Origin of the sequence: Streptomyces sp. WMMC940, from assembly GCF_027460265.1 — a bacterium.
Taxonomy (GTDB): Bacteria; Actinomycetota; Actinomycetes; order Streptomycetales; family Streptomycetaceae; genus Streptomyces.
On record NZ_JAPZBC010000001.1, the window covers coordinates 4,008,624 to 4,032,500 of the forward strand.

General features: G+C 72.7%; 18 protein-coding genes, 1 tRNA gene and 1 riboswitch (1 of these 20 cut by a window edge). Of the genes, 10 read left to right on the top strand and 9 right to left on the bottom strand.

Annotation, left to right across the window (positions count from 1 at the left end; translation table 11 throughout):
* Window positions 1-113 precede the first annotated feature (113 nt).
* Window positions 114-767: a class I SAM-dependent methyltransferase gene (locus O7595_RS17630; protein ID WP_269729609.1), complete on the bottom strand. Its 654-nt coding sequence runs from the start codon at window positions 765-767 to the stop codon at window positions 114-116.
* Between the two features lie 78 nt (window positions 768-845).
* Window positions 846-1,337, bottom strand: coding sequence for a hypothetical protein (locus tag O7595_RS17635; RefSeq protein ID WP_269729610.1), 492 nt, complete (start codon window positions 1,335-1,337; stop codon window positions 846-848).
* A 353-nt stretch (window positions 1,338-1,690) separates the two neighbouring features.
* Between O7595_RS17635 and O7595_RS17640 the strand changes: the two genes are divergently transcribed.
* The 6 genes from O7595_RS17640 to O7595_RS17665 all read left to right on the top strand — a co-directional run bounded on the left by O7595_RS17640 (window position 1,691) and on the right by O7595_RS17665 (window position 6,885).
* Window positions 1,691-2,407, top strand: coding sequence for a DUF5919 domain-containing protein (locus O7595_RS17640; RefSeq protein ID WP_269729612.1), 717 nt, complete (start codon window positions 1,691-1,693; stop codon window positions 2,405-2,407).
* Between the two features lie 316 nt (window positions 2,408-2,723).
* Window positions 2,724-2,924: a DUF5988 family protein gene (locus O7595_RS17645; RefSeq protein WP_138054425.1), complete on the top strand. Its 201-nt coding sequence runs from the start codon at window positions 2,724-2,726 to the stop codon at window positions 2,922-2,924.
* A 162-nt stretch (window positions 2,925-3,086) separates the two neighbouring features.
* A tRNA-Met gene (locus tag O7595_RS17650) sits at window positions 3,087-3,160 on the top strand.
* Between the two features lie 137 nt (window positions 3,161-3,297).
* On the top strand, window positions 3,298-4,050 hold the full coding sequence (locus O7595_RS17655; RefSeq protein ID WP_269729613.1) for a MerR family transcriptional regulator: 753 nt from the start codon (window positions 3,298-3,300) through the stop codon (window positions 4,048-4,050).
* 212 nt (window positions 4,051-4,262) lie between these two features.
* Window positions 4,263-5,402, top strand: coding sequence for a PP2C family protein-serine/threonine phosphatase (locus tag O7595_RS17660; RefSeq protein ID WP_269729614.1), 1,140 nt, complete (start codon window positions 4,263-4,265; stop codon window positions 5,400-5,402).
* Between the two features lie 313 nt (window positions 5,403-5,715).
* Window positions 5,716-5,851, top strand: a riboswitch (cyclic di-AMP (ydaO/yuaA leader).
* Window positions 5,852-5,862: 11 nt separating this feature from the next.
* Window positions 5,863-6,885 carry a M23 family metallopeptidase gene (locus O7595_RS17665; protein ID WP_269729615.1) on the top strand — a complete coding sequence of 341 codons (1,023 nt, stop codon included), beginning with the start codon at window positions 5,863-5,865 and terminating at the stop codon, window positions 6,883-6,885.
* Window positions 6,886-7,091: 206 nt separating this feature from the next.
* On the opposite strand, the gene O7595_RS17670 is transcribed toward O7595_RS17665, so the two are convergent.
* From O7595_RS17670 to O7595_RS17685, 4 genes are all read right to left on the bottom strand, one after another.
* Window positions 7,092-8,420, bottom strand: a complete 1,329-nt coding sequence (locus O7595_RS17670) for a PrsW family intramembrane metalloprotease (RefSeq protein ID WP_269729616.1) — start codon at window positions 8,418-8,420, stop codon at window positions 7,092-7,094.
* 74 nt (window positions 8,421-8,494) lie between these two features.
* On the bottom strand, window positions 8,495-9,301 hold the full coding sequence (trmB, locus tag O7595_RS17675) for a tRNA (guanosine(46)-N7)-methyltransferase TrmB (protein ID WP_443071837.1): 807 nt from the start codon (window positions 9,299-9,301) through the stop codon (window positions 8,495-8,497).
* Between the two features lie 53 nt (window positions 9,302-9,354).
* Complete coding sequence (lhgO, locus tag O7595_RS17680) at window positions 9,355-10,572, bottom strand: L-2-hydroxyglutarate oxidase (protein WP_269729618.1); 1,218 nt, start codon at window positions 10,570-10,572, stop codon at window positions 9,355-9,357.
* Window positions 10,573-10,687: 115 nt separating this feature from the next.
* Window positions 10,688-12,133: an MFS transporter gene (locus O7595_RS17685; RefSeq protein ID WP_269729619.1), complete on the bottom strand. Its 1,446-nt coding sequence runs from the start codon at window positions 12,131-12,133 to the stop codon at window positions 10,688-10,690.
* A gap of 725 nt (window positions 12,134-12,858) precedes the next feature.
* Between O7595_RS17685 and O7595_RS17690 the strand changes: the two genes are divergently transcribed.
* The gene (locus O7595_RS17690) at window positions 12,859-14,994 is read left to right on the top strand and encodes an asparagine synthase-related protein (protein WP_269729620.1); all 2,136 of its coding nucleotides are present in this window, start codon (window positions 12,859-12,861) and stop codon (window positions 14,992-14,994) included.
* Window positions 14,995-15,224: 230 nt separating this feature from the next.
* Here the strand turns inward: O7595_RS17690 and O7595_RS17695 are convergent, their stop codons facing one another.
* On the bottom strand, window positions 15,225-17,129 hold the full coding sequence (locus O7595_RS17695; protein ID WP_269729621.1) for a sigma-70 family RNA polymerase sigma factor: 1,905 nt from the start codon (window positions 17,127-17,129) through the stop codon (window positions 15,225-15,227).
* Between the two features lie 400 nt (window positions 17,130-17,529).
* Entirely contained in the window at window positions 17,530-18,294 is a 765-nt protein-coding gene (locus O7595_RS17700; protein ID WP_269729622.1) for a TetR/AcrR family transcriptional regulator, read from the bottom strand.
* A gap of 338 nt (window positions 18,295-18,632) precedes the next feature.
* Between O7595_RS17700 and O7595_RS17705 the strand changes: the two genes are divergently transcribed.
* Together O7595_RS17705 and O7595_RS17710 are read left to right on the top strand one after the other, a co-directional pair.
* Window positions 18,633-20,186, top strand: a complete 1,554-nt coding sequence (locus O7595_RS17705; RefSeq protein WP_269729623.1) for an NAD(P)/FAD-dependent oxidoreductase — start codon at window positions 18,633-18,635, stop codon at window positions 20,184-20,186.
* A gap of 242 nt (window positions 20,187-20,428) precedes the next feature.
* Window positions 20,429-22,132, top strand: a complete 1,704-nt coding sequence (locus O7595_RS17710) for an ATP-binding SpoIIE family protein phosphatase (protein WP_269729624.1) — start codon at window positions 20,429-20,431, stop codon at window positions 22,130-22,132.
* 22 nt (window positions 22,133-22,154) lie between these two features.
* On the opposite strand, the gene O7595_RS17715 is transcribed toward O7595_RS17710, so the two are convergent.
* Window positions 22,155-23,444, bottom strand: a complete 1,290-nt coding sequence (locus tag O7595_RS17715) for an MFS transporter (protein WP_269732526.1) — start codon at window positions 23,442-23,444, stop codon at window positions 22,155-22,157.
* Window positions 23,445-23,582: 138 nt separating this feature from the next.
* Between O7595_RS17715 and O7595_RS17720 the strand changes: the two genes are divergently transcribed.
* Window positions 23,583-23,877: the beginning of a MarR family winged helix-turn-helix transcriptional regulator gene (locus tag O7595_RS17720; RefSeq protein WP_269729625.1), read on the top strand. It continues 374 nt past the right edge of the window; the window shows 295 of its 669 coding nt (coding positions 1-295); its start codon is at window positions 23,583-23,585; the stop codon falls past the right edge of the window.

Here is a 23,877-nt window from a genome sequence, read left to right on the forward strand (position 1 = left end):
CAGAAGCGTGGATAAGGGACTGCCGCCACGCTACGCCGCCCCACTGACAGCGCGCGGCCGGATACGGCGACGCCCCCACCGAAGCAGGGGCGCCGCCGGCACTCGGGGTATCGCTACGCCCGGGCGCGCACAAGGAGGGTGCCGATGTGCCCGGCCTCCGGCGCGTCGAGGATCTGGGCTTCGACGTCGCGGAAGCCGGCTCGCTGCAGCATGGTCGTCCAGCTGCGGGGCGTGTAGCTGTACCGGTAGGTGTACATGGCCTTCCCTGCGAAGCCGCCCTTGTACATGCCCTGCGGGCCGTATGCGCCCGGGATGGCCGGCGGGTGGGAGAAGACCAGGGTGCCGCCGGGGTTGAGTCGCTGGGCGATGAGCGGGAGCAGCTTTGCGGGGTCGGTGAACCAGACTGCGCCGAAGATCGAGTAGATGGCGTCATACGTCCGCTCGTTGCTGCGGAGTTGCTCGAGGACCTCGGCGCGGATGAACTCGACGCCGAGGTGTCCCCACCGCTCGGTGGTCTTCTCGACCATGACGGGCGACAGGTCGACGCCGGTGGTCTTGATGCCGCGCTGGGCGAGGTGGGCGAGCGCTCGGCCGGTGCCGCAGCCGATCTCCAGCACGCTCTCCGGGTCGCCCAGCAGCTCGGGCCCTGGGCCGTGCCCGGCGTACTGCGTCCAGTGGAATACCGGTTCGGCGTCGTCCTTGAAGGCGCTGCCGGCGTAGGTGTCCCAGAGTTCGGTCTCCGCTGCGATGTCGTGTCGTGCGGGCACGGGATCCCCTTCGTGGGCGGGAACGGGTGAGGCCCCTGCCCTCCCCGGGGGAAGAGGGCAGGGGCCAGCCTAGGGCGGTCAGTGACTGTCGGGGACCTTGTTGTCGCAAGGCGAGCAGTTCGCGCCGTCGATGGCCCACAGCTCGTCGTCGACGTCCCAGCCGTCCGCGCGCAGGAAGTCCGCGGTGCGCAGGCACAGGCCGTCGCTGCGGCGCTGGATGAACGGGGCGTGGTGCTTGTACCGGCCGCCGTTGTAGACGTCGCACAGGGCGAAGTACACGGGGGTGTCGAGGATGAGCTGGTGCACGCCGATATCGACGAGCTTGCCCACGCCCAGGTGGACGTCCGGGTGTTCCATGGAGGCGATCGAGTACATCACCGCGTTGGCGAGGATCCGCTCCGCCATGTTGCGGACCATGGTGTTGTCGCGCAGCAGGAGCGCGATCTCCCGCTCCCAGAGGGTGCCGCCGTCCGCGACGTTGATCGTGAGGTGGCGGATGTGCGGCTGAACCGAGTTGAGGATCACCTGCGGGTCGCGGGTCTTCACCTGCGTCGGGATGACTGTGGCCATGTGCAACTCCTCCTACACAGTCGTGGTGCGAGGGACTTGCGCTAGCGGCAGCGGGGGCACTTGCACGGCGGGAACATCATTGAGCCAGGCGGGATGGCCGACCTTTCGGGCAGTTTTAGCCCGTCCACCTCCCGCTCGCCGCGGGCTACGGCCCGCCCGGCAATCAGCTCCCGCAGGGTCTCTCTCGATCTCGATGTGCCGCTTGGCTGCCGCTCCGTCATGGCACCAACTTGCGCCACCCTGGGGGACGTTTCTACGTCCGATATGCAGACGGCCGGGACACCTTGGGGCTATCGTCCGAGAAAGCCGAAACGTCCTCGGGGGACACCTTGAACACAGTGCTCCGCGATGCTATGGCCAACGCGAATATGACCGCCGGACGTCTCGCCCGTACAGTCGGCGTCACGGTTAAGACGGCCGAGCGGTGGTTATCTGATCCGTGTCGGGTTCCGCATCCGCAGACCCGCGTAGAGGTCGAGGCCGTGTTGGGAGTGAGTGCTGACGTGCTGTGGCCGAAGGCCGTCCGGTCGTCCATCGAGACTGGCCCGGACCGCGAAATCGTCGCGGCCTACCCGTACCGAAACGCGTGCCCCACATCCGTGTGGGCCTCGCTCATCGACGGCGCCTCCCATGCCATCACCTTCGCCGGGTACACCAACTACTTCATTTGGCAGGAACACCCTCGTCTCGCCGACAGGTTGAAGCGCAAGGGCGAGGACGGCTGCAAGGTGCGGTTCATCATCGGCGACCCGGAGTCGGACGTGACCCGTCGGCGCGAGGAAGTCGAGGGCGTGCCGCTGACCGTGGGCACCCGCATCCGGATCACGCTCGACGCGCTGGAGAAGATCCGCGAAGCACCCGGGATAGAGGCCAAGTTCAACGACGACCACATCGCACTGTCCGTGTTCGCCTTCGATGACCAGATGCTGGTGACGCCGCACATCTCAAACCTGCTCGGGCATGAGTCACCCATGCTGCACCTACGACGCCTCGGCGATGACGGCCTGTACGACCGATTCGCTTCACACGTCGCGGCGCTCTGGGAGACCGGCCGCCCTGTCTGGTCCTGAACGCACGAATGCGCCCCCTTGCCTGGCCGTGATGGCCGGGCAAGGGGGCGCGTCGTGTTCATGGGTACTGGCGGCGCTGAGGGTCGAGGCTTGCGGAGAGGAGGCTGGGGCGCTCGGTGGGTTCGGGGGCGGGGGCGCCGTCGCGGCGGCAGCCGAGGGCGTCGGGGTGGTCGGGCGGGGCTGGAGGCTGTACCCGTCGAGGCAGGTCTACCGCGCCTCCGTCCGCGCCCGCCGGTGCTGGTCGGCGGGGCCCCCGGACGAGGCGATCGGCGCCGCGGGCGTGCGGGGTGGTCCCGGGAGGGGGAAGACTGGAGGCATGGCTAGCAAGGCGCGCCTCGAGGGCGGGCCGGACGACCTGCGGGGGCAGGTCGTGCCGATCACCCCTCCGGGGCAGGAGCTGAAGATCCCGCACCGCGGCGGCTACGAGCACTTCAAGGCCACGACCCGCCACGAGGACGCCCCCGAGGGGCGGCTGACCGTCTACGAGTGGTGGGAACGCACCGAGGTAGCGGAGTAACCGCAGGTCGGGCGGGCTGGAAAGAGCCGGGGCGGGCGGATCTGCCGCCCCGGAAAGGGGTTCTTTGCGTGGTTGCTGACGATCTCGGGGCGCCTCCGCCGACCGTGCCGGGCGGAAATGGAATTGATCTTGCTCCGCATGGCGTAAGGTGGTGTTCACCGACGCGGGGTGGAGCAGCTCGGTAGCTCGCTGGGCTCATAACCCAGAGGTCGCAGGTTCAAATCCTGTCCCCGCTACTGAAGGCCGAGGGCCCGGAACCACATGGTTCCGGGCCCTCGGTGCGTTTCCCGTCAGAGGGCGCCGATGCCCGTTCCCCGGTCCGGTCCCCTTGCCCCTTGACCTTTACGCAACGTCAAGATCTAGCGTTCTGGGCATGGAGTGGTCCATCCAGGAAATCGCCAGGAAGGCCGGCACGACGAGCCGCACGCTTCGTCACTACGGGGAGCTCGGCCTCCTCGCACCGAGCCGGATCGGCGGCAACGGCTACCGCTACTACGACCAGGAAGCCCTGGTCCGGCTGCAGCGCATCCTGCTGCTGCGGGAGCTGGGCCTCGGCCTGCCCGCCATCGCGCAGGTCCTGGAAGGCCAGCGGGACACGGCCACCGCACTGCGCACGCACCTTCGGCTGCTGGAGCAGGAGCGGGAACGCATCGGGCGGCAGATCGCCTCGGTGCGGACCACTCTCGACCGGACGGAGCAAGGGGAGGAACTGATGGCGGAAGAGGTCTTCGACGGCTTCGACCACACCCGGTACAAGGAGGAGGTTACCGAGCGCTGGGGCAGCGAGGCGTACGAGAAGGGCGACCGCTGGTGGCGCTCGCTGAGCGAGCAGGAGAAGCGGGACTTCCAGGACCGCCAGGTCGCGATCGCACGTGACTTCGGGCAGGCTCTGAGGGACGGGCTCGCGCCGGACAGCGACCAGGTCCAGGACATCGCCCGGCGGCACTGCGAGTGGCTGTCGGTGACGGCCACCCCCACCAGGTCGTATGTGATCGGTCTGGGCGAGATGTACGTCGCCGACCCGCGCTTCACGGCCACCTACGACCGGCACGGTGAAGGCACCGCGGTCTTCGTCCGGGATGCGCTGAGGGTCTACGCGGAGCGCCGTCTCGGCGACGGCCGGTAACGGCGCCGGCGGTCACCCCACCGGGCGACCGGTCGCCCGGTGCGGCGCTGTCACCAGGAGGGCCCCCTGGTGACCGTCACGTCGGCGCGGCGACGCCGCGGGGCTCGGCCGGTTGGCCGATGGCGACTCGTGGGGCGGCGCGGCGGCCGCCAGCCTGGATGGGGCGCGGCACCGTCCGCGACCCTGGGACGGACCCCGGCAGGAGACCACTGGTGCGGCATCGACAACGCGGCGAGGGACAGGGGCAGAACGGTGGCCGTCGTGTCGTCGCGGTACTCCCGTGGCTGCTGATCGTGGGCGGGGTCTTCTACGACCTCGGAACACCGGACACGTTCACCGCGGCCCCCCTCTTCACGGCGGCGCCGCTGATCGCCGCCCCCTTCTTCTCGATGCTCTACACACTGGCCACCGGGGTGGCGGCCTGCGCGGCGGTGACCGGCATGCACGTCTACAGCGACAGGCTCCAGAGGATCCCGGCCGTCACCGAGTTGCTGACCGTGTTCACGGTCTCCGTACTGGCCCTCTTCATCAACCGGATCGTGCGCCGCAGCGGTGAGCGCCTGGCGTCGGCCCGCGTCGTCGCCGAGGCCGCGCAACGGGCCGTGCTGCCCAGGCCGGACGAGCGGATCGACGGCCTGCAGGTCGCCGCCCGGTACGAGGCGGCCGAGCGGGGCGCGTTCATCGGCGGGGACCTGTACGCGGCGCAGAAGACTCCGTACGGGGTGCGACTGATCGTGGGGGACGTGCAGGGGAAGGGCGTGGGCGTGGTCGGGACGGTCGCCGTGGTGCTGGGGGCCTTCCGGGAGGCCGCCGAGCAGGAGGACTCGCTGGCGGGGGTGGCGCAGCGGCTGGAGCGGGCGCTCGCCCGGGAGGGCGCGTGGGAATCCGGCTTCGGCGCCGTCGAGGGCTTCATCACCGCCGTGCTCGCCGAGATCCCGCGTGACGGCGGGCGGATCAGGATCGTCAACCGGGGGCACCCGCCGCCGCTGCTGCTCGGGGCGGACGGCGCACTGCTCGTGCTGGATCCGCCCGAGCGGGCGCTGCCTCTGGGGACGGGCCTCGGAGCCTCGCCGGACCGGACCTCCGAGACGTCCTATCCGCCCGGTGGCACGCTCCTCCTCTACACCGACGGCCTGTCCGAGGCACGGGACGCGCACGGCGTCATGTACGACCCGCGCCGGCGCCTGGGCGGCCGGGTCTTCTCCGGCCCGGAGGAACTGCTGGACGTGGTCGTCGCCGATGTGCGACGGCACACGGGAGGGGCGGCGACGGACGACATGGCGCTGCTCGCGGTCACCCGGGAGGAGGAGCGGCAGCCGCCGCGGCGCGGGACGACTCCGGTCCCGCCGTGACGGGCGGGGCGCCTCCCCGAAGGGCGCTTCGGTGCCGATGCGGCATGTGGCATGTGGGGCGTGAGGGCTGGCTGAGAAGCGCGATGCCACGGAGCGTAATCGAAGGAAAGCCCTCCGCATAACAAGTGACGAACTATCAGAACCTCCGGCCCGAATGAAGGCCCATCAACTTGTCCGTTTCAGGGCTGTTGTTGCAGGTAAGTCCTGGCCAACGTCCTTAACGATCAGTCGGAACGGCTTGGAATCCGAGCTCGGTCTCTATTAACGTTCGATAACGCAGCGCGGTCGTCCCAGCCGTCGTCGGAGACGGCACCGTGCGCACGCGCCGAATCCCGCAAGGGAACCGGGGAACCAACCATTGGGGTGAATCGGGCACTTCGCGGTGCCCGTAGGAGACCTTCCTGCTCCGAACCCGTCAGCTAACCCGGTAGGCGAGAAGGAAGGAAAGGAGAACGCCTCCGTGGCGTCCAACGAGCCTGCCCTCCAGGAGCCCCCCACTGCGCAGTGGGTCCCCAGCGACCAGTGGGCTCCCGCCCCCGAGGCGGAGGAGTGGAACCCGACCGAGGAATCGGTCCGTCCCGTCCGTGGCAGGCACCGCGTCGTCAAGCAGCGCAACGCGCTCGCGCGGAGCTCCACCGTCCTCGGTGTCGGCGTCATCGCCGCGGTCGGCGCGGGCGGCATGGCCACCGCCCAGGACAAGCCCGCGGTCTCCATCTCCCTTCCCGACGTCATCGCGGACAAACTCCCCGACGCCGAATCCCTGCCCGGTGTGGGCTCCTTGATGTCGGACGACTCCGACGACGAAGCCGTCGCGGACGGGCCGCTCACCACGGCCGAAACCGCGGTCCAGGGCGGTGACGCGGGCGAGGCCCTGCGCGCCCGGATCCTCCAGCAGGCCGAGCAGCAGCAGCTCAAGGCCGAGGCCGAGGCGCGGGCCGCTGCCGAGCAGGCCGCCGCGGAGCAGGCCGCCGCCGAGGCGAAGCAGCAGGCGACCCAGGCGGCCGAGGCGGCCGAGGCCGAGCGCAAGGCCGCGGAGGAGGCCGCCCGCAAGGCGGAGGCCGAGCGCCTGGCCAAGCTCGCCGCGAGCTACTCGCTGCCGACCTCGTCGTACACACTGACCTCCACCTACGGGCAGGCCGGATCCATGTGGTCCTCCGGCTACCACACGGGTCTCGACTTCGCCGCACCGACGGGCACCCCCGTCAAGGCCGTGCACGGCGGCACCATCAAGTCGGCCGGCTGGTCCGGTTCGTACGGCTACCGCATCGTGCTGGAGCTCGAGGACGGCACCGAGGTCTGGTACTGCCACCTTTCGTCGATGACCGTCGGCGTGGGGCAGAAGGTCTCCACCTCCGAGACCATCGGCCGCGTCGGCGCCACCGGCAATGTCACCGGCCCGCACCTCCACCTGGAGGTGCACACCCCGGGCGGCGACGGGATCGACCCGGCCGCGTGGCTGCGCGACAAGGGCCTCTCCGTCTGACCCATCGGCTCGGAGCCGTGCGCTCCGGCGGCCGTTCGCACGGAGCCTCGTGCTCCGGCCGCCGGCGCCCCGGTGGACGTCCCACCGACGCCCACCGGGGCGCCGGCTGTCATGCCCGGACGCGCCGCTCGTCGGCGTCCACGCGCCGCCCGGTCCATGCGCCGCCCGGTCCACGCCCCGCCCCGCATGCGCCCGCCGGGGGTGCGTCAGCCGCGATACGGGTTGAAGCCGCTGTAGTCCAGATGCGGAGGGGGCTGCCAGGCGCGGCCCGTGGCGCGGGCGGCGTACGTCAGGGCCGGGCCCGCGAGATCCCGGCGCTGCCACAGATGGTGCAGCAGCTCCTGCTCCCGGGCGGCGAAGTCCGGCCCGGCCGTGCCCCGCTCGGCCCGGTGGCGGAGGAAGGCCAGGGAGGTGGCGAACACCTCGTACTCGGAGACGGCGCGCGCGGCGGCGGCGCCGTGGATGCGGGCCGCCAGATCGCGGGCCATCGTGCGGGCCTTCATGGAGGACAGGGCGAGCGGCTCGGCGGGCGCCAGCCAGCCGGCCGCGGCATAGGCCGGCAGTTCGGCCGCGACCGTGCGCAGCTCACGCTGCCGGGTCCACACCGCCAGCCAGGTCAGCAGACCGAAGGCGGGCACCATGAACGCCGCGTACACCGCGTAGAAGCCCAGAGGTCCGAAGACCCCCGAGCCGTTCCACAGGGCGTGCATGCCCATGGAGAGGAGCAGGCCGAGTACGGGCAGCACGACCCTGCGGACCCTCCGGTGCCGCGCGGTGGCCGCCGCCAGCCCGAAACCGATGCCCGTGAGCACCGTGAACAGCGGGTGCGCGAACGGAGACATCACGATCCGTACGAAGAACGTCGCGGCCGTGACGGAGGCGAAGCCGGAGGTGCCGAACTCCTGGTCCTCGCCGAAGGCGTTGCCGAGGTAGAGGATGTTCTCGGTGAACGCGAAGCCCGTCGCCGTGAAACCGGCGACCACGACACCGTCGACGAGGCCGGTGAAGTCCCGTCTCCGGAAGAGGAACAACAGCAGTACCGCGGCCGCCTTGGCGGTCTCCTCGACCACGGGGGCGACGACGGTCGCACCGATCGTGTCCGCGTGCGTCGGGTCGGCCGTGGCCGTGGCTATCCACTGGGTCGCGAACGAGTTGGCGATGATCGCGACGAGGGCGGCCGCGCAGGCCCCCCAGGCGAAGGCGAAGACGAGGTTCCGCCAGGGCCCCGGCTCCACCCGGTCCAGCCAGCGGAACGCCCCCATCAGCAGGGGCACCGGCAGCACGGCGAGACCGAGCCCGACGAGGAAGCCCTCGGTGCCGGTCTGCTCGCGCACCAGGGCGAGGATCACCAGACCCGAGAGCGCCAGCAGGGTGATCAGTGCCCAGGCGCGCACGGCTTTGCTGCGCCAGAAGTCGCGGCGCGGCTTGTAGCGCCAGCGGGCGCGCTCCGGCACGGCGTCGAACAGCGGCCGCTCGTCGCACGCCGGGACGGCGGGGCGGACGGCCGGATGCGGCTGCGGGGACCAGTCGGACACCAGACGACCCTAACGAGCGGCACGGACAACGCGCGACGGCGTTGGTGCCGTCGGGTGCACCGCACCCACCGGAGTCAGGCGTCCCGGCGCCGGAAGAGGAGGTCGTGGACCACATGCCCCTTGTCGAGGCCATGTCCCTCGAAGCGGGTCAGCGGGCGGAAGGCGGGGCGGGGCGCGTAGCCGCCGGCTGCCTCGGTGTTCTCGAAGTCCGGATGGGCGCCGAGCACCTCGAGCATCTGCTCGGCGTACGGCTCCCAGTCCGTCGCGCAGTGCAGGACGGCGCCCGGCTTCATCCGGCCCGCCGCCAGGGTGAGGAACTCCGGCTGGATCAGCCGGCGCTTGTGGTGGCGCTTCTTGGGCCAGGGGTCCGGGAAGTACACCCGCAGGCCGTCGAGCGAGGCCGGGGGCAGCATCTCGCGGAGCAGGATGATCGCGTCGCCGTTGGCCACCCGCACGTTGTCCAGGCCCGCCCGCTCCGCCAGCCCGAGCAGATTGCCCTGGCCGGGGGTGTGGACGTCCACGGCGAGGATGCCCGTGGCCGGGTCGGCCGCGGCCATCCGCGCGGTCGCCTCGCCCATGCCGAAGCCGATCTCCAGGACGACCGGCAGTCCGCCGAACATCTCGCCCGGGTCGAGCACGCGGAGCCCGTCGATGTCCAGCCCCCACAGCGGCCAGAGGCGCCGCAGAGCGTCGGCCTGGCCGGCCGTCACCCGGCTCCGGCGCGGCTGGAAGCTGCGGATCCGCCGCTCGTGGTGCGAACCCGCGGGGTCGGCCGCCGGGCCGCCCGGGAACCGGGGCTCACCCTTCGGCCGTGCGGTGGTGGCGGTACGGGGGGCGTCCCCGTCCGGACCACCGGTGGCGACGTTCTCGAACTCAGACACAGACACAATGACCCGATTGTACGGTGGCGGACACCGGCCGAGGGCGGCCCGCGTCACACTTCGGCGAGATGGGCGAGCGCCCGCCTGGCCACCTCCCGGCCGATCGGCAGTGAGGCGGTCGCGGCCGGGGACGGTGCGTTCAGGACGTGGACCGCCCGGGGCGACTCCTTGATCATGAAGTCGTCCACCAGGGTGCCGTCCCGGAGCACCGCCTGGGCCCGGACGCCCGCGGCCACCGGCCGCAGATCGTCCTCCGTGACGGCCGGCAGCAGCCGCCGCACGGCCGCGGCGAAGGCGCGCTTCGAGAGCGAGCGGTGCAGCTCGCCCGCGCCGTAACGCCAGTGGCGCCGGGCGATCCGCCAGGAACCGGGCCAGGCCAGTGTGGCCGCGAGCTCGCCCGGTCGGACCGTTGACCAGCCGTATCCCTCGCGGGCCAGCGCCGGGACGGCGTTCGGTCCCACGTGGACGCCTCCCTCGATGCCGCGTGTGAGGTGGACCCCGAGGAAGGGGAAGGCGGGGTCGGGCACCGGGTACACCAGGCCGCGCACCAGCTCGGGGCGGGCCAGCTCGTAGTATTCCCCGCGGAAGGGCACGATCCGCATGCCGGGCCGCTCCCCGGCGAGCTCGGCCACCCGGTCGCAGTGCAGTCCCGCACAGTTCACCAGGGTGCGGGCGCGGACGATCCGGCCGGTGGACGTAAGGACCGCGACACCCCGCGGGCGCCGGTCGACGAGCCGCACCTCCTCGCCGTAGCGGACCTCCGCACCCGAGGCGGCCGAGACCTCCGCCAGCTGGGCGGCGACGGCCCCGAAGTCGCACACCCCGGTCGTGCCGACGTGGATCGCGGCGACGCCGCCGACCTCCGGCTCGTACTCCGCGATCTGGGCGGGGCCCAGCTCGCGCACGGGGATGCCGTTCTCCCGGCCGCGCTGGACGAGCGCGTGCAGCCGGGGCAGCTCCTCGCGCGCGGTGGCGACGATGAGCTTGCCGGTGACCTCGTGGGGGAGGCCGTACTCGGCGCAGAACTTCACCGTCTCCGCCGCGCCGCGCACGGCGAAACGTGCCTTCAGTGAACCCGGGCGGTAGTAGATCCCGCTGTGGATCACTCCGCTGTTCCGCCCCGTCTGGTGACGGGCCGGGCCCGGCTCCTTCTCCAGCACCACCACCGAGGTGCCCGGCGCGGCACGCGTCAGGGCATGGGCCGTCGACAGCCCGATGATCCCGCCGCCGATCACCAGCACGTCGCAGTCGAATGCGGCCGCCTTCACCACACACCTTCCAGCCCGGCAGCGTCCTCCCTGGAAACCGTCCCGCCCCCGATGATGCACTGGCCCACCGACAAGCGCGTTAAACCGGGTGGGACACGCGTCATGGGACGCGTACGGCTCACGCCGGTGCCATCAGCAGCGGTCTGGCCCGCTCCCTCAGCTCCGCCACCCTCGGTTCGTCCCCGTACGGCTCCAGCCGGTGCAGCAGGTCCCGTACGTACTCCGTCGTACGCGCGGAGGAGATCCGGCCCGCGACCTCCACCGCGCGGGTGCCCGCCGCACAGGCGGCGTCCAGGTTGCCGGACTCCAGCTCGGCCACGGCGCTCACCACGAGACGCAGTCCGTGCGAGCGCACGTACTCCTCCGTGGGCCGGGACAGCGCCTGCTCGGTGAAGCGGCGCACCTGGCGGGGCGCCTTGAGGTCCCGGTAGCACTCGGCTGCGTCCGCCGCGAACCGGTCGTACGAGTAGAACCCCAGCCAGGACGGGTCCGCGTCGCCCTCCCGCGAGCGCTCCAGCCAGCTCTCCGCGGCCTTCAGCGCCGCCCCGGCGGCGAGCGCGTCGCTCGCCTTCGCATGGGCCCGTGCCTCCACCAGCCGGAAGAAGCTCATCGTGCGGGCCGTCGCCAGGCCGCGGTTGCGCTCCACGGCCGCCTGCGCGAGGTCCACGCCCTCGTCGGCGAAGCCACGATAGGTCGCCTGCAGCGACATCGACGCCAGGACGTAGCCCCCCAGCGGAACATCGGCCGCCGCGCGTGCCAGCCGCAGCGCCTGGATGTAGTAGCGCTGGGCCGCCTCCTGCTGGCCGGTGTCGAAGGCCATCCAGCCCGCCAGCCGGGTCAGCTCGGCCGTCGCCCCGAACAGGGCCCGGCCCACCTCGTCCGAGTACGAACCGAGCAGCAGCGGCGCCGCGTCGACCCGTAAGCACTCCGGGACCATCGACGAACGCCAGTCCCCGCCGCCGTACTTGGAATCCCAGCGCCGGGCGTCCTCGGCCGCCTCGCGCAGCTTGGTCACATCGCTGTGGCCCACCCGCACCTGGCCGTCCTCGGAGCCCTCCTGGCTCTCGCCGCCCCCGGTTCCCCGGAGGGGGCGTTCCACGGACGAGTCGGCCGGGTTGATCAGCCAGCGGGAGGCGGGGGTGGCGTAAGCGCTCACCGAGAAGGAACCGGCCAGTGACTGCCAGATCCCGCCGCCGCCCGCGCGTCGGCCGGCGAGATCCAGCCGGTACAGCTCAGTGGCGGCCTTCACCGCCTCGCCCACGTCCCGGGGGAAGGCCAGCCCGACCTCGGGCGCCGGGTCCGCGTCCGCGAGCCCGATCTCGTGCAGCGGCACCGGGCGGCCCAGCTTCTGCCCGATGGCCGCCGCGATGAGATGCGGCGCGGCGCCCTGCGGCACCATGCCCTTCGACACCCACCGCGCCACCGACGTCTTGTCGTAGCGGAGGGTCAGACCGCGCTGCGCCCCGAGGTCGTTGACCCGCCGGGCCAGGCCGGCGTTGCTGATTCCCGCGAGGGCGAGAACGGTGCCGAGCTTTTCGTTCGGCCCGCGTTGCTCCCTGGACATGCGCCACCCCTCGACACACAGACGGCCGCCGGGCATCCGCTTCCGGCGTTCGCTCCGCCCTCCCCACGGGGGGACAACTCCCCGGAAGCCGGACGCAAGAGCAGGTGTCCGAGCCCCCGGGAATATTCACCCCCCGAGGAGAACAGCAGTGACACACAGGGTAGTTCGCCGCATCCCGACCGTTAAGAGGCGGTGTTCCGTATGGCGAGATTGTTGTGTGTTCGGGCGGGAGCCCCTTCCCGACCGTGCTCCGGGCATGTGGCCGTGCGCCCGTCCGTGCGCTCTCGTCCCGCCGCCGGGGGAGCGCTTCCATGAGTGCTGCGTGGGTCGGCCCATCGGCGAGGGATCCGATGGGCTGGGGGACACCGCCGCCTCAATCCCCGCGGGCGGCGGACCGGTCCGGGAGGCGAGTGCCGCCTCCCGGACCGTGCGCCTGTGTCCGTTCCTTTCGGTATGTCCCGCTCCTCGTGCTCTTCAAGTTGGCCGAATGTCGCTCCTTCGGCCGCGTTTCGCGCGCCGCGCCGGTGCCGCCCCGTTCCGGGCCGTCGCCCGCGCCCGGTCCCCGAGCGGCCGGGTGGTCCCATGTGGCCCTTGCCAGGGGCGCGTTCACTTTCCGCGCCCGCGACCCGGAGCCCCTCCCGTGCGCCCTTGTCGTGGCAGCATGTCCTCATCGGGGTGTACCGAATCGGGTGTGCCGAAAGTTGTCCACAGGCTGTGGAGGCGCGATGCGGTGGTTGGTGGGGTGGAGCAGTGTCGCCGCAAGCTTCGGTACGGCGGGAGCCGTGGGTTCCCGCCCCTCCGCCTCCGGCGACGACCACCGCACCGTCCACCCCGTCGGAGCCCAGCTCCTGTGGGGCGACCCCGATCCGCTGTGGGCCGTCGGCGACTGGCGGCCGGACGAGGTCCGCGTCGTCACCGCCGGCCCTCCCCCCGGCTCCACCGGAGGGACGCCCACCATCCGCCTGGCAGTGCTGGGCTGTTGCGCCGCCGGCGACGAGGAGCTGCGCGTCGGCCTCTTCGCGGCGCGCGGGGGCGCACTGCGCCATCTCACCGCCTGGGCCGGCAGCTACACGGCCGTCGTCCAGGTCGGCCGCCGCATCACCGTCACCGGCGACCTGGCCGGAGCACGCCCCGTCTTCTACACCCCCTGGGCCAACGGCACGGCCTACGCGACCGCCGCACTGCCCCTGGCCGACCTCATCGAGGCCCAGCTCGACATCGGGCACCTCGCCGCGCTCCTCGCCTGCCCCGAATCCCCGGAGGCGCTGCGCGACTCCACCCCGTACGCCGGGGTCAAACGGATCCCGCCCGGTCACGCCCTGATCCTGCGCGAAGGCTCCCGCGAGATCACCGGCTACGAACCCGTCGCCTCCCTCGCCGTCGCCGCGCCCCAACTCGACCCGGACCGGGCCATGGAGGCCATGCGGGACGCGCTCGTCGACTCCGTACGCGCACGGCTCACGGCTCCCCGGCACGCACCCGAGACCCTGCCGCCCGACCCGGGGCCGGTGCCCGGCATGGGGCCTGCGGAACGGCGCGCCGCCCGCGGCGCACCCGCGCCCGGCATCGGCGCCGACCTGTCCGGAGGCAGCGCCTCGGGCACCCTCGCACTGCTCGCCGCCGGTCTGCCCGGCGTCCCGGGCACGATCCTCGGCCACGGCACCGGTGCCGGGGAGCGGCTGCTGGCCGTCACCTTCAACGACCTCGCCACCCCGCAGGGCCGCGAGGCCGAGATGGAACGGGCCGGGACCATCGCCGGGAATCCACGGCTGCACCACGTCGTCGTCGCCGCGGGGGCGGAGGCCCTGCCCTACGCCGATCTGGACGGCCCCCTCACCGACGAGCCGGGCCCCTCCCTCGTCGAGGCCGAACGCAACCGGCGGCGCCTCGCGTCCGGCAGCGCCGACCACTTCACCGGGCACGGCGCCCGGCAGGTCCTGGACGCCCACCCGGCGCGCCTGGCCGACCTGCTGATGGACCGCCGGAGAAAGCCCCTGCTCCGTCCCGTCTCCGCGCTCGCCCGTGCCTCCGGCCCCACCGCCGGCTCGCTGCTCGTGCCGCTCACCGTCTACCGGGCCGCGCGGCGCCTCGCCCGGACCCCCTACCGCACCGGCCTCGAGACGGCGGCCGCACGGCTGCCCGAGGCCAACCGACGGGTGACGGCCTTCGACGGGCCGCTCGGCGCGTCCCTCGCGGCGCTCGCCTGGTCCCGTCCCGGGCCCGCGGCACGCTGGCTCACGGGCGAGGCACTCGCCGAAGTATCGGTTCGCCTCCAGGAGGCGGCGACCCGGCCGACATCGGTGCAACGGCCCGGTGAGGCCCGCGCCCGCGCGGCACTCGCGCGCTACGCCGCGGACCACCGCGTCATGGAACAGGCTTCGGAGGTACGCAGCCAGCGGCTGCACGCCCCCTTCCTCGACAACCAGGTCGTACGGGCCGCACGCGACCTCCCCGAGGCGCTGCGGGTCCAGCCCGGCGCACGCACCGCCGTCCTGCGCACGGTCCTCGCCGGAGCCGGTGTCCACGACCTGCCGCCCGGCTGGGGCGCGCCTTCGCAGACCGCTTCGACCACGGCGACGCGGGCGGGAATGCGGCTGTCGCTGCCGCACCTGCTGGAGCTGTTCGACACTCCGCTGCTCGCCGACGCGGGCATCGTCGAGGCGCGGGTCGTCCGCAAGGCGCTGCGCGCGGCGTCCGAGGGCGAACCGGTGCCGTTGGACGGACTCGCGGACCTGGTCTCGACCGAGCTCTGGCTACGACGGCTGCTGGCACGGCGCGGTACGTGTTGGACGGGGACGGAGGCACCCCGCCGCCGCGCGGTCGCCTCGGGCGTACCCCGCCGCCCGACGCTCCAGGCATAGAGGTGCCTGAGCGCGGCGCTCGCAGTGGTGCCGGCGTGTGCGGACGCGGGGCTCGGGGGCGCGGAGGGGCGGTGTGCGGGACGCCCGGGGTGCCGGCACCCGGACCTGCCGCGCCCGCGCCAGGGCGCGCCGTCATCCATGCCGCCCGGGCTGGGAGCCCCGTGCACGCACGTGTCGCGCGGGTGCTCCGGGCCGACCTCGGCAGGCGACCCGTGCCTCCGCTCGCGGCGCTACACGCAAGTGATCCGAGACCGTGCCCAGTCGGCGATCGCCGTCGCGGCGAGTGGCCGTACGCCGTCGGGTTCGACGACCAGGCGGAGCGTCCTGCGGCCGGAGAGGCCGACGGAGACGGGCACCGCCCGGTCACCGCCGCGCAGCATCGGCGACCGCCACCGCCGCACCCCGTCCGCGTACACGGAGAAGCGCACCGCTCCCAGCCCCAGCGTCATGTCGTCGACGCCGGCGAGCGCGTCGTACGAAGTGCACTCGCGGTTCAGGTCGATCGTCACGGACGATCTGGCGTGGACGGAGACGCCGTGTTCGTACCGGGTGCCGCCGATGGACATGCCGTGGCGCTTCCAGACCCAGCTGTCGGGGCCGAGCCGTACTTCGGGCCGGGTGCGGTCGCCGGCCACCCCGTACTGGAGCCGGTTGAGCCGGTGGACGGTCGTGGGCGAAGGAGGCGCCGGCGAGGGCGTCTCCCCGGGCGGTGGGGACGGCACGGGCACCGGTGCCGGTGGCTGCGGGGGCGCGGGTGCCGGACGTGCCCGGGCCGGCGAGGCACCCGGTGCCGCCGGCGCCACGGTGGGCACCGGCTCACGGGGTGCCGCCCCGGGCGGGGCGACGGGCACGGCGGGCGCGGCCGGCGCCGGCGAGGGCGCCGCGGCGGCCGGGGGCGCCGGAACGACGGGCTGCGCCGCCGGCGGACGCGCATGGGGCCTCGGCACGGGTTCACCCGCGAGCGCCACTATCAAGCCCGCGCCCACCGCGGCAGCCACCGCGGCGGCGATTGCGGCCTTCACGGGAGCAGCGAGCCCCTCCGCCGCGGCCGCTCCGCCCACGCCACCGGACCCGCCGGAGGCCGAACCGGCGCCGGCCGCCGCGCCCGCCGAACCGGAGCCCACCCCGGCCCCGGCCGCCGCGGCACCCGCTCCCGCGGCGCCGACCGCCACGATCCCGGCGGCCTTCAACGAGTACCCCGCGGCGAACCAGCCGATGACGGCGACCGGCAGCAGCGCCGGGATCCCGGAGTTCACCTGCTCCAGCTCGCCCGCGGCCAGCCGACATCTGACGCACGTCTCCAGGTGCTTGCGGAGGCCGCGCTCGGCCCGCATCCGAAGCCCGCCCCGGGCGTAGGCGCCGAGGCGGTCGGCGTACCGGGCGCAGTCGCCGCCCGAGGTGAGCGCGGAGCTCACATGGGCCTGCAGATAGGCCTGCTTGAGCCCTTCCCGGGCGCGGCCCGCCAGGACCGCCGTGGCGTTGGCGGTGAGGCCGAACAGCGGCGCCACCGCGCTCGGTGGTTCCTCCTCCACGGCGGTGTGCCACAGCACCGCCTGCCAGCGCTCGGGCAGCGAGCGGAAGGCCTGCAGGGCCATCGACCGCTCGGCCTCGTGCATGGCGCGCACATCGGCACCGAGCTCGAGCGTGTCCTCGCGCGGCACTCCGGTGGCGCGTGCCGCCTGGTCGGCGAAGACCGCGAAGTCCTCCACCAGTTGCTCCCGGCGGGCGGACCTCGTCCAGGCGGCGGCGACGCGGCGCACGGTGGTCAGCAGATACGCCCGCACCGCCTGTTCGGGTCCCGCGCCTCCCCGCACCGCCTGCAGCGTCCTGGCGAACACCTCGGCCGTCAGGTCGTCCGCCGTGTGGGCGTCACGGCAGCAGGTGCGGGCGTAGCGGCGTACGGCGGCGGCATGCCTGCGGAAGAGCTCTTCGTACGCGCTGTCGTCGCCGCCGCGCATCCGCAGGACCAGATCGGCGTCCGACGGTGCCGGTGGGGAGGGCGAGGCATCGACACCGGGCCCCGACGAACCGCCCTCGCGTTGCGACGGGACCCGCCCGCCGGTCTCCCCACCGAGCCCTCCGGCCTCGTCGCCGGTGCCTCCGGCGTGCGGCTCGCTGCGATCCTCACCGCTCATCGCGGAAGCCCCCGTACCCACCCAGTGACCCGAACACCGGCCAAGAGTGCCACAGGGATTGGGCTGTCAAGCCTCCCCTTCACAGCAACCACTCGTCCGGGAGACCATCCGAATCCCAGGACGACACCCGACCGGCACAGAGTCCGTTCCCGAGGGCCCGCTGCCGAGCACGCGTACGCGGGACGCGCGCACAACGGGCCGTCCCCGGGCCCCGCGTACGGGAGCAGTCCTCTCCGAGGACCCGCGTACCGGGACCGACTCAGGCCGCGTAAGGAGCCGTCCCCGGAGGGCCGCGCACCGGACCGACTCAGGAGAGCCCGCGTCCAGCCGGCGGGCGGACGCGGCCGCTCGGCCGCGTCACGGGCTCCGGGCGGCCGTCCGGAGCCCGTGACGCCCGCGGTCACACGGGCCGCGAGCGCAGCCCCTCCAGCAGGATGTCCAGCAGTCGTGCCGAGGCAGCCGCCTGCTGCGCGGCGTCCGGCAGGGACGGCGCGGCGGTGGCTATCACCAGCAGTACGTCCGCCACGGTGACGTCGGCGCGCAGTTCACCGGCCGCCCGCGCCCGGTCGACCAGCTGCCCCACGACGTCGAGCAGCTCGCCCGCTCCCGCGTCGTCCTGCTCGGCGGCGGGCACCGGACGCGGTGCGACCACCCGCAGTTCGGGCTGCCCGGCGAGGCCCAGACGCTGCTGCGGCACCCGCGTCTCCTCCCGGACCGCGTCGTCGACGACCGTCGAGTCGTCGGCCACACCGACCCGCAGAACGTGCGGCGGCAGCAGCCGGCCCGCACCCGAGGCCACCGACGTGCGCAGGAAGCGGGAGAGCGCCGACCAGGGCTCCTCCTCCTGGCCGAGGGCGGTACGCGCCTGCTCCGTGAGCCGGGAGGTCTCCTCCTCGGCTATCCGCCGTACCAGCACGTCCTTGCTCGGGAAGCGGCGGTAGACCGTGCCCACGCCCACCCGCGCCCGACGTGCCACGTCCTCCATCGGAGCGCCGTAGCCGAGCTCCCCGAACACCTCGCGAGCGGCCCTGAGCACGTGCTCCAGATTGCGCTGCGCGTCCACCCGCAGCGGTGCCGAGCGGCTGTTAGCGGCCGCGCTCACGCGCCCGCTTCCACCGACCTCCGTGGCGACAGCGCCCGACCAATGCGAATCCTGAATGTGCATGAATGTTCCCCCGGAAATGATGTCGTCTCCCCCCGGAGACTCCCCGCCGTGACGCCGGGGTGAATCAGACGAGTCACCGGCCAGAACACCCCGACGAGGTACGAACATAGTTGAGTCGGGGTCAATTCAGAAGGGGCAGTTCCGTCCGCTGCGCCCCCCGATCGGAGCAAGGGCCGGAACCTTCCTGATTCCACCCCCGCCCCGAACCCCCTTTCTCCGCTCTGACCTGCGTACCTTCCCCCGGCGGCGGCGACCGCCCCGCCGGAGCGTGGCCAAAACATCCGGTCACACAATCGGCCGGGGCTGTGGACAAACTCCGAGGAGCGTTGCGTCATGGGATGGTGAAGGCTGCATACTCCCGGGACACGACCCCAGGCACCCCGTCGCGCACGCGCATTCTCGTCGCCGGCGGGGGGTACGTGGGGATGTACACCGCGATCCGTCTCCAGCAGAAGCTGAAGAGCGAGCTGGAGCGCGGCGAGGTCGAGATCGTGGTCGTGTCGACCGAGCCCTACATGACCTACCAGCCCTTCCTCCCCGAGGCGGCCGCGGGCTCCATCTCGCCCCGACACGTGGTCGTACCGCTCCGCCGGGTCCTGCACAGATGCAAGATCGTCAGCGGCGAGGTCCGGTCCGTGGACCACGCCAAGCGCACCGCCACCTTCACCACCCTCGCCACCGAGGAGGAGGGCGCCGGCGCGAACCAGATCGGGTACGACGAGCTGGTGCTCGCCCCCGGCTCCGTCTCGCGCACACTGCCCGTGCCGGGACTCGCCGAGTACGCCATCGGCTTCAAGACCGTGGAGGAGGCCATCGGCCTGCGCAACCACGTCATCGAACAGATGGACATCGCCTCCTCCACCCGTGAGCCCGCCCTGCGCGACGCGGCGCTCACCTTCGTCGTCGTGGGCGGCGGCTACGCGGGCGTCGAAGCCCTCGCCGAGCTCGAGGACATGGCCCGTTACGCCACCCGCTACTACCACAACATCAAGCCCGAGGACCTGAAGTGGGTACTCGTCGAGGCGAGCGACCGGATCCTGCCGGAGGTCGGCGCGGAGATGGGGAAGTACGCCATCCGGGAGTTGCGGGCCCGCAACATCGACGTGCGGCTCGACACACGCCTCGACTCCTGCGAGAACCGGGTCGCCGTTCTCAGCGACGGGTCCCGGCTGCCGACCCGCACGGTCGTGTGGACCGCGGGTGTCCGGCCCGCCCCCGTCCTCGTGGCCACCGACCTGCCGCTCAACGAGCGCGGCCGCCTCAAGTGCACCGCCGAACTCACCGTCGAGGGCGCCGAGCACGCATGGTCGGCGGGCGACGCCGCCGCCGTGCCCGACGTCACCGCGAAGGAACCCGGCACGGAGTGCGCGCCGAACGCCCAGCACGCGGTCCGCCAGACGAAGGTGCTCGCCGAGAACATCGTCGCCTCGCTGCGGGGACAGCCCTTGCAGACCTACGCCCACAAGTACGTCGGATCCGTGGCGTCGCTGGGGCTGCACAAGGGCGTGGCGCATGTGTACGGCCGCAAGCTGAAGGGCTATCCGGCCTGGCTGATGCACCGCGCGTACCATCTCAGCCGCATGCCCACCTTCAACCGGAAGGCCCGCATCCTCGCCGAGTGGACACTGTCCGGGCTGTTCAAGCGTGAGATCGTCTCCCTCGGGTCGCTGGAGCACCCGCGTGCCGAGTTCGAACTCGCCGCGGGCGGCGTCCCGTCCAGGCCGCTCGCGCGCCGCCACGAGGACCCGCCCATCAGTGCCCGGGAGAGGAGGCGGGGCCGGGCGCCCGGTACCCGTCCCGGCGCGTCCGGGGCGCCGCCCGACCCCGTGTCGGGCGACGAACGGGGGAGGAAGGGCCAGGACGCTCCTGAACCGGGAACCGAGGAGGACTGACCCCGCTGTCGGTGCGGTGGGCCACACTGGACGTGTGACGATAGGTGGACGTGCGGCCAGCGCAGAGTGACGTGTCGGGGCGCGCCGTCCCCTCCACGCCGATCGGCCACCAGACCAGCAGACTCGGCCGCTCCGATGAGGAGCGGCCCCGGAACCGGAACCGAACCCCCACCGGCCACGGTCACACACACGGGCGCAACCGCGCACGACAACAGCAACGACACCACGAGGCTTGAAAATCCGTGAACTTCACGCGTTGGAGCGCCCGGCTCCCCGGTACGCAGCGTCGCGCCGCAGCGCGGACGGACCGCGGGTCCGTCCCCGCGGCCCGCGGTGAGTACGACCGGCGCCCGGACCGGCAGCCCGACGCCACCGACGTCGTCACCGATCCGCACGGCGCACCGGACCCGTCGGCGGAATCCTCCGTTCCGGCGCTCGAGCACTTCCCCGTCCGCGGGCTGCTCGACGGTCTGCCCGCGCTGGTCGCCCTCGTCCACGGCCCCGAGCACCGCGTCTCGTACGTCAACGAGGCGTACGAGACGGCGTTCGGCCCCCGCACCACCGGTGCCGCGGCCGCGGCGGCATGCCCCGAACTGACCGAACTGGGACTGCTCCCACTGCTCGACCAGGTGCTGCGCAGCGGCAGGCCCCGCACGGTGAAGTCCCGCCGGGTCCGGGGCGGTGGTTCGTACACGGTCACGTGCCTGCCCGCCGAGGCCCCCGATCCGCACCGGGAGGGCGAGTTCGTCAAGGGCGTCCTCGTCTTCGCCGCCGACGTCACGGCCCACGCCGAGGCCGCCGAACGCCTGCGCGCCAGCGAGAGCCGTCACCGCGAGGCAGCCGTCACCCTGCAGCGCTCACTGCTTCCTCAGGAGCTCGAACAGCCGGACGACCTGCGCATCGCCGCCGACTACCGGCCGGGCGGCACGGACGCCGCGGTCGGCGGCGACTGGTACGACGTGATCACGCTCGGCGCCGGCCGCACCGCGCTCGTCATCGGGGACGTCATGGGCCGCGGCGTGCGAGCGGCCGCCGTCATGGGCCAGCTGCGCACCGCCGTACGCGCGTACGCCCGCCTCGACCTGCCCCCGCACGAGGTGCTCCAGCTCCTCGACGGACTGGCCTCCGAGATCGACCCCAGCCAGATCGCCACCTGCGTGTACGCGGTGCACGACCCGAACGAGGGCCGGCTGGTGTACGCGTCCGCGGGCCATCTGCCGATCCTCGTGCGCGACGCCGACGGCACGGTCCACCGTGCCGAGGAGCCGACCGGCCCGCCGCTCGGCACCGGAGGCTGGCTGCACTCCTCGGCCACCATCCCGCTGCAGCCGGGCTCCACCGCCGTGCTCTACACGGACGGACTGGTCGAACGGCGCGGTGAGGACATCGACGACGGTGTCGCCGCGCTGGAGCGGGCGCTCGCCGGAGCGACCGGCACGCCCCAGGTCGTGTGCGACCGGTTGATCCGCTCTCTGGGGGTCACCGCGGACCATGACGACGACGTCGCGGTCCTCGTCCTGCAGCACCCGACCCGCTCGGGCGGGGACGCGGAGCTCTTCCACAACGCCGCGCTCGAACTGCTCGGCGGTGTGGAGGCCGCGCCCCGCGCACGGGCGTTCGCATCGGGCGTGCTGGCGTCGTGGCGGTTCCCCGTGGAACTGCGCGACCTCGGTGTGCTCGCGGCGAGCGAGCTGGTCGCGAACTCGCTCCAGCACGGCACGCCGCCCATGCGGCTGCGACTGCGGCGCACCGACCGCAGGCTGATCATCGAGGTCACGGACGGTGACGATCACCTTCCGCGCCGCCGCCGCGCCGAAACGGAGGACGAGGCGGGCCGCGGGATCTCCATCGTCGCGACGATCGCCTCGTCCTGGGGGAGCCGCCGCACTCCCGGCGGCGGCAAAGCGGTGTGGTGCGAGTTCGCCCTTCCCGATCCGCCCGGTTAGCGCCGACGCCGTCCGCCGCCCGTCAGGCGGCGGACGCCACCCTGTCCCGTTCGGGCCGGTGCCGGGCGACCACCCGCGACGCGGACGCGAGCGAGGGCCGGTCCTGTACGGCCGTGAGGTTCCGCCCCAGCTTCAGGGCCAACAGGCTGATGCCCAGGGAGAAGAGGACGAACGTCACGATGTACGGACCGTGCAACGTGGCCCCCACAGGACCGCCCACCGCCGGGCCGACCGCCAGCGCCAGCTGCTTGACCAGAGCGAACGCTGAGTTGTACTGACCGACCATCGACTCCGGTGCGAGATCCGCGACGAGCGGGGCCACCGTCGGCGAGAGCATCGCCTCGCCGAGCCCGAACAGCGCGTACGTCGAGACGAAGGCGGCCGTCGCCATCGCCTGCCCGCCGTGCCCGAGCCCCGCGTAGCCGGCCACGAGCCAGGCCACGGCCCAGATCAGCCCGACCGCGGCGATCACACGCGACCGACGGCGCCGCTCGACGAACCGCAGCACGAGGAACTGCGCGAGCACGATCACCGCGGTATTGGCGGCCAGGGCGTAACCGAGCGTCGCCGGGTCGATCCCCGCGGCCTCGGTGCCGTAGGCCGCGAGGCCCGACTCGAACTGGCCGTAGCAGGCGAAGAAGAGCACGAAGCCGAGGACGCACAGCTGCACCATGGCGCGGTGCCCGAGCAGCGCCCGCATTCCGCCCTTGGCCTTGGCCTCGGTGTTCTCCGGCATCGCGTCGGGGATCGACGGCGACTTCGGCATCCGCACGGTCGCGGCGATCACGGCCAGGACGACGAACATCGCGGCCTCGATCGAGAACAGCAGCGTGAAACTGCCGGGCCGGCTCCTGTCGACGATCTGCCCGCCGAACAGACCACCGATACCCAGGCCCAGGTTCTGCAGGAAGAACTGCATGGCGAAGGCCCGCGTGCGGGTGGACGGGCTCGAGCACCAGACGATCATCGTCGCCAGCGCCGGCTGCATCACGGCCGTACCAGCGCCCAGCAGCGCCGCGGACAGCACGGTGGCGTAGACACCGTGGGCCAGGCCCATGGCCAGAGCCCCGCCCGAGGCCAGCAGCGCGGCCACGACGAGCACGGGCAGCGGCCCGCGGCGGTCGATGGTCCGCCCGGTGAAGGGAAGCACCACGAGCGCGGCCATGGCGAAGACGGCGAGCACGACGCCCGCCGTACTCGCCCCCAGGTCCCGCACCTGCGCCACATACACATAGAGGTACGGAACGGTGAACCCGAGCCCGAACGCGCTCAGCACGTTCCCCGCCTGGATCCGGCGCATCGCAGCGCCCATCGCCTTGGTCACACTCACCTGCCTCGGTCGGTCAGTCCGGAGGACTGAAAGTTGAAGACTTAGAAACTAAAGTTCGAACCTCAACAGTACACATCGAAGGACTTAAAGCCAAACCAGCGGCATGGGATAGTGAGGCGCATGTCCGACACCCCCGAGCAGAGGCCCGGCCGTCCGACGCGGGCCGAGCAGGCACCCGAGACAGCACCGGCCGACCCGTCACCGGAAGAGGCCGGCGAACCGGCGCAGGGGTCCCCGGCCGGTGCGGCCCCCGGGACATCGCAGGAGCCGAGCCTCGACGAGCAGATCGCGGCCTACCAGCGTGAGTTCGGCGACCTGGACCCCCAGGTGGAGAAGGTCGTCTCGGCCCTGGGCCGGCTCAACCGCCGGATGAACGTGGCGTACGGCCGCCAGGTCGCCGCACTGGGCATCAGCA

Bases quoted from the DNA above. Each gene is read 5' to 3' on its own strand.
- O7595_RS17655 (WP_269729613.1), top strand. From the start codon at position 3,298: ATGGAGTGGTCCATCCAGGAAATCGCCAGGAAGGCCGGCACGACGAGC.
- O7595_RS17645 (WP_138054425.1), top strand. From the start codon at position 2,724: ATGGCTAGCAAGGCGCGCCTCGAGGGCGGGCCGGACGACCTGCGGGGG.
- O7595_RS17695 (WP_269729621.1), bottom strand. From the start codon at position 17,129: ATGAGCGGTGAGGATCGCAGCGAGCCGCACGCCGGAGGCACCGGCGAC.
- O7595_RS17715 (WP_269732526.1), bottom strand. From the start codon at position 23,444: ATGGGCGCTGCGATGCGCCGGATCCAGGCGGGGAACGTGCTGAGCGCG.
- O7595_RS17700 (WP_269729622.1), bottom strand. From the start codon at position 18,294: ATGCACATTCAGGATTCGCATTGGTCGGGCGCTGTCGCCACGGAGGTC.
- O7595_RS17640 (WP_269729612.1), top strand. From the start codon at position 1,691: ATGGCCAACGCGAATATGACCGCCGGACGTCTCGCCCGTACAGTCGGC.
- O7595_RS17690 (WP_269729620.1), top strand. From the start codon at position 12,859: ATGCGGTGGTTGGTGGGGTGGAGCAGTGTCGCCGCAAGCTTCGGTACG.
- O7595_RS17705 (WP_269729623.1), top strand. From the start codon at position 18,633: ATGGTGAAGGCTGCATACTCCCGGGACACGACCCCAGGCACCCCGTCG.
- O7595_RS17635 (WP_269729610.1), bottom strand. From the start codon at position 1,337: ATGGCCACAGTCATCCCGACGCAGGTGAAGACCCGCGACCCGCAGGTG.
- O7595_RS17685 (WP_269729619.1), bottom strand. From the start codon at position 12,133: ATGTCCAGGGAGCAACGCGGGCCGAACGAAAAGCTCGGCACCGTTCTC.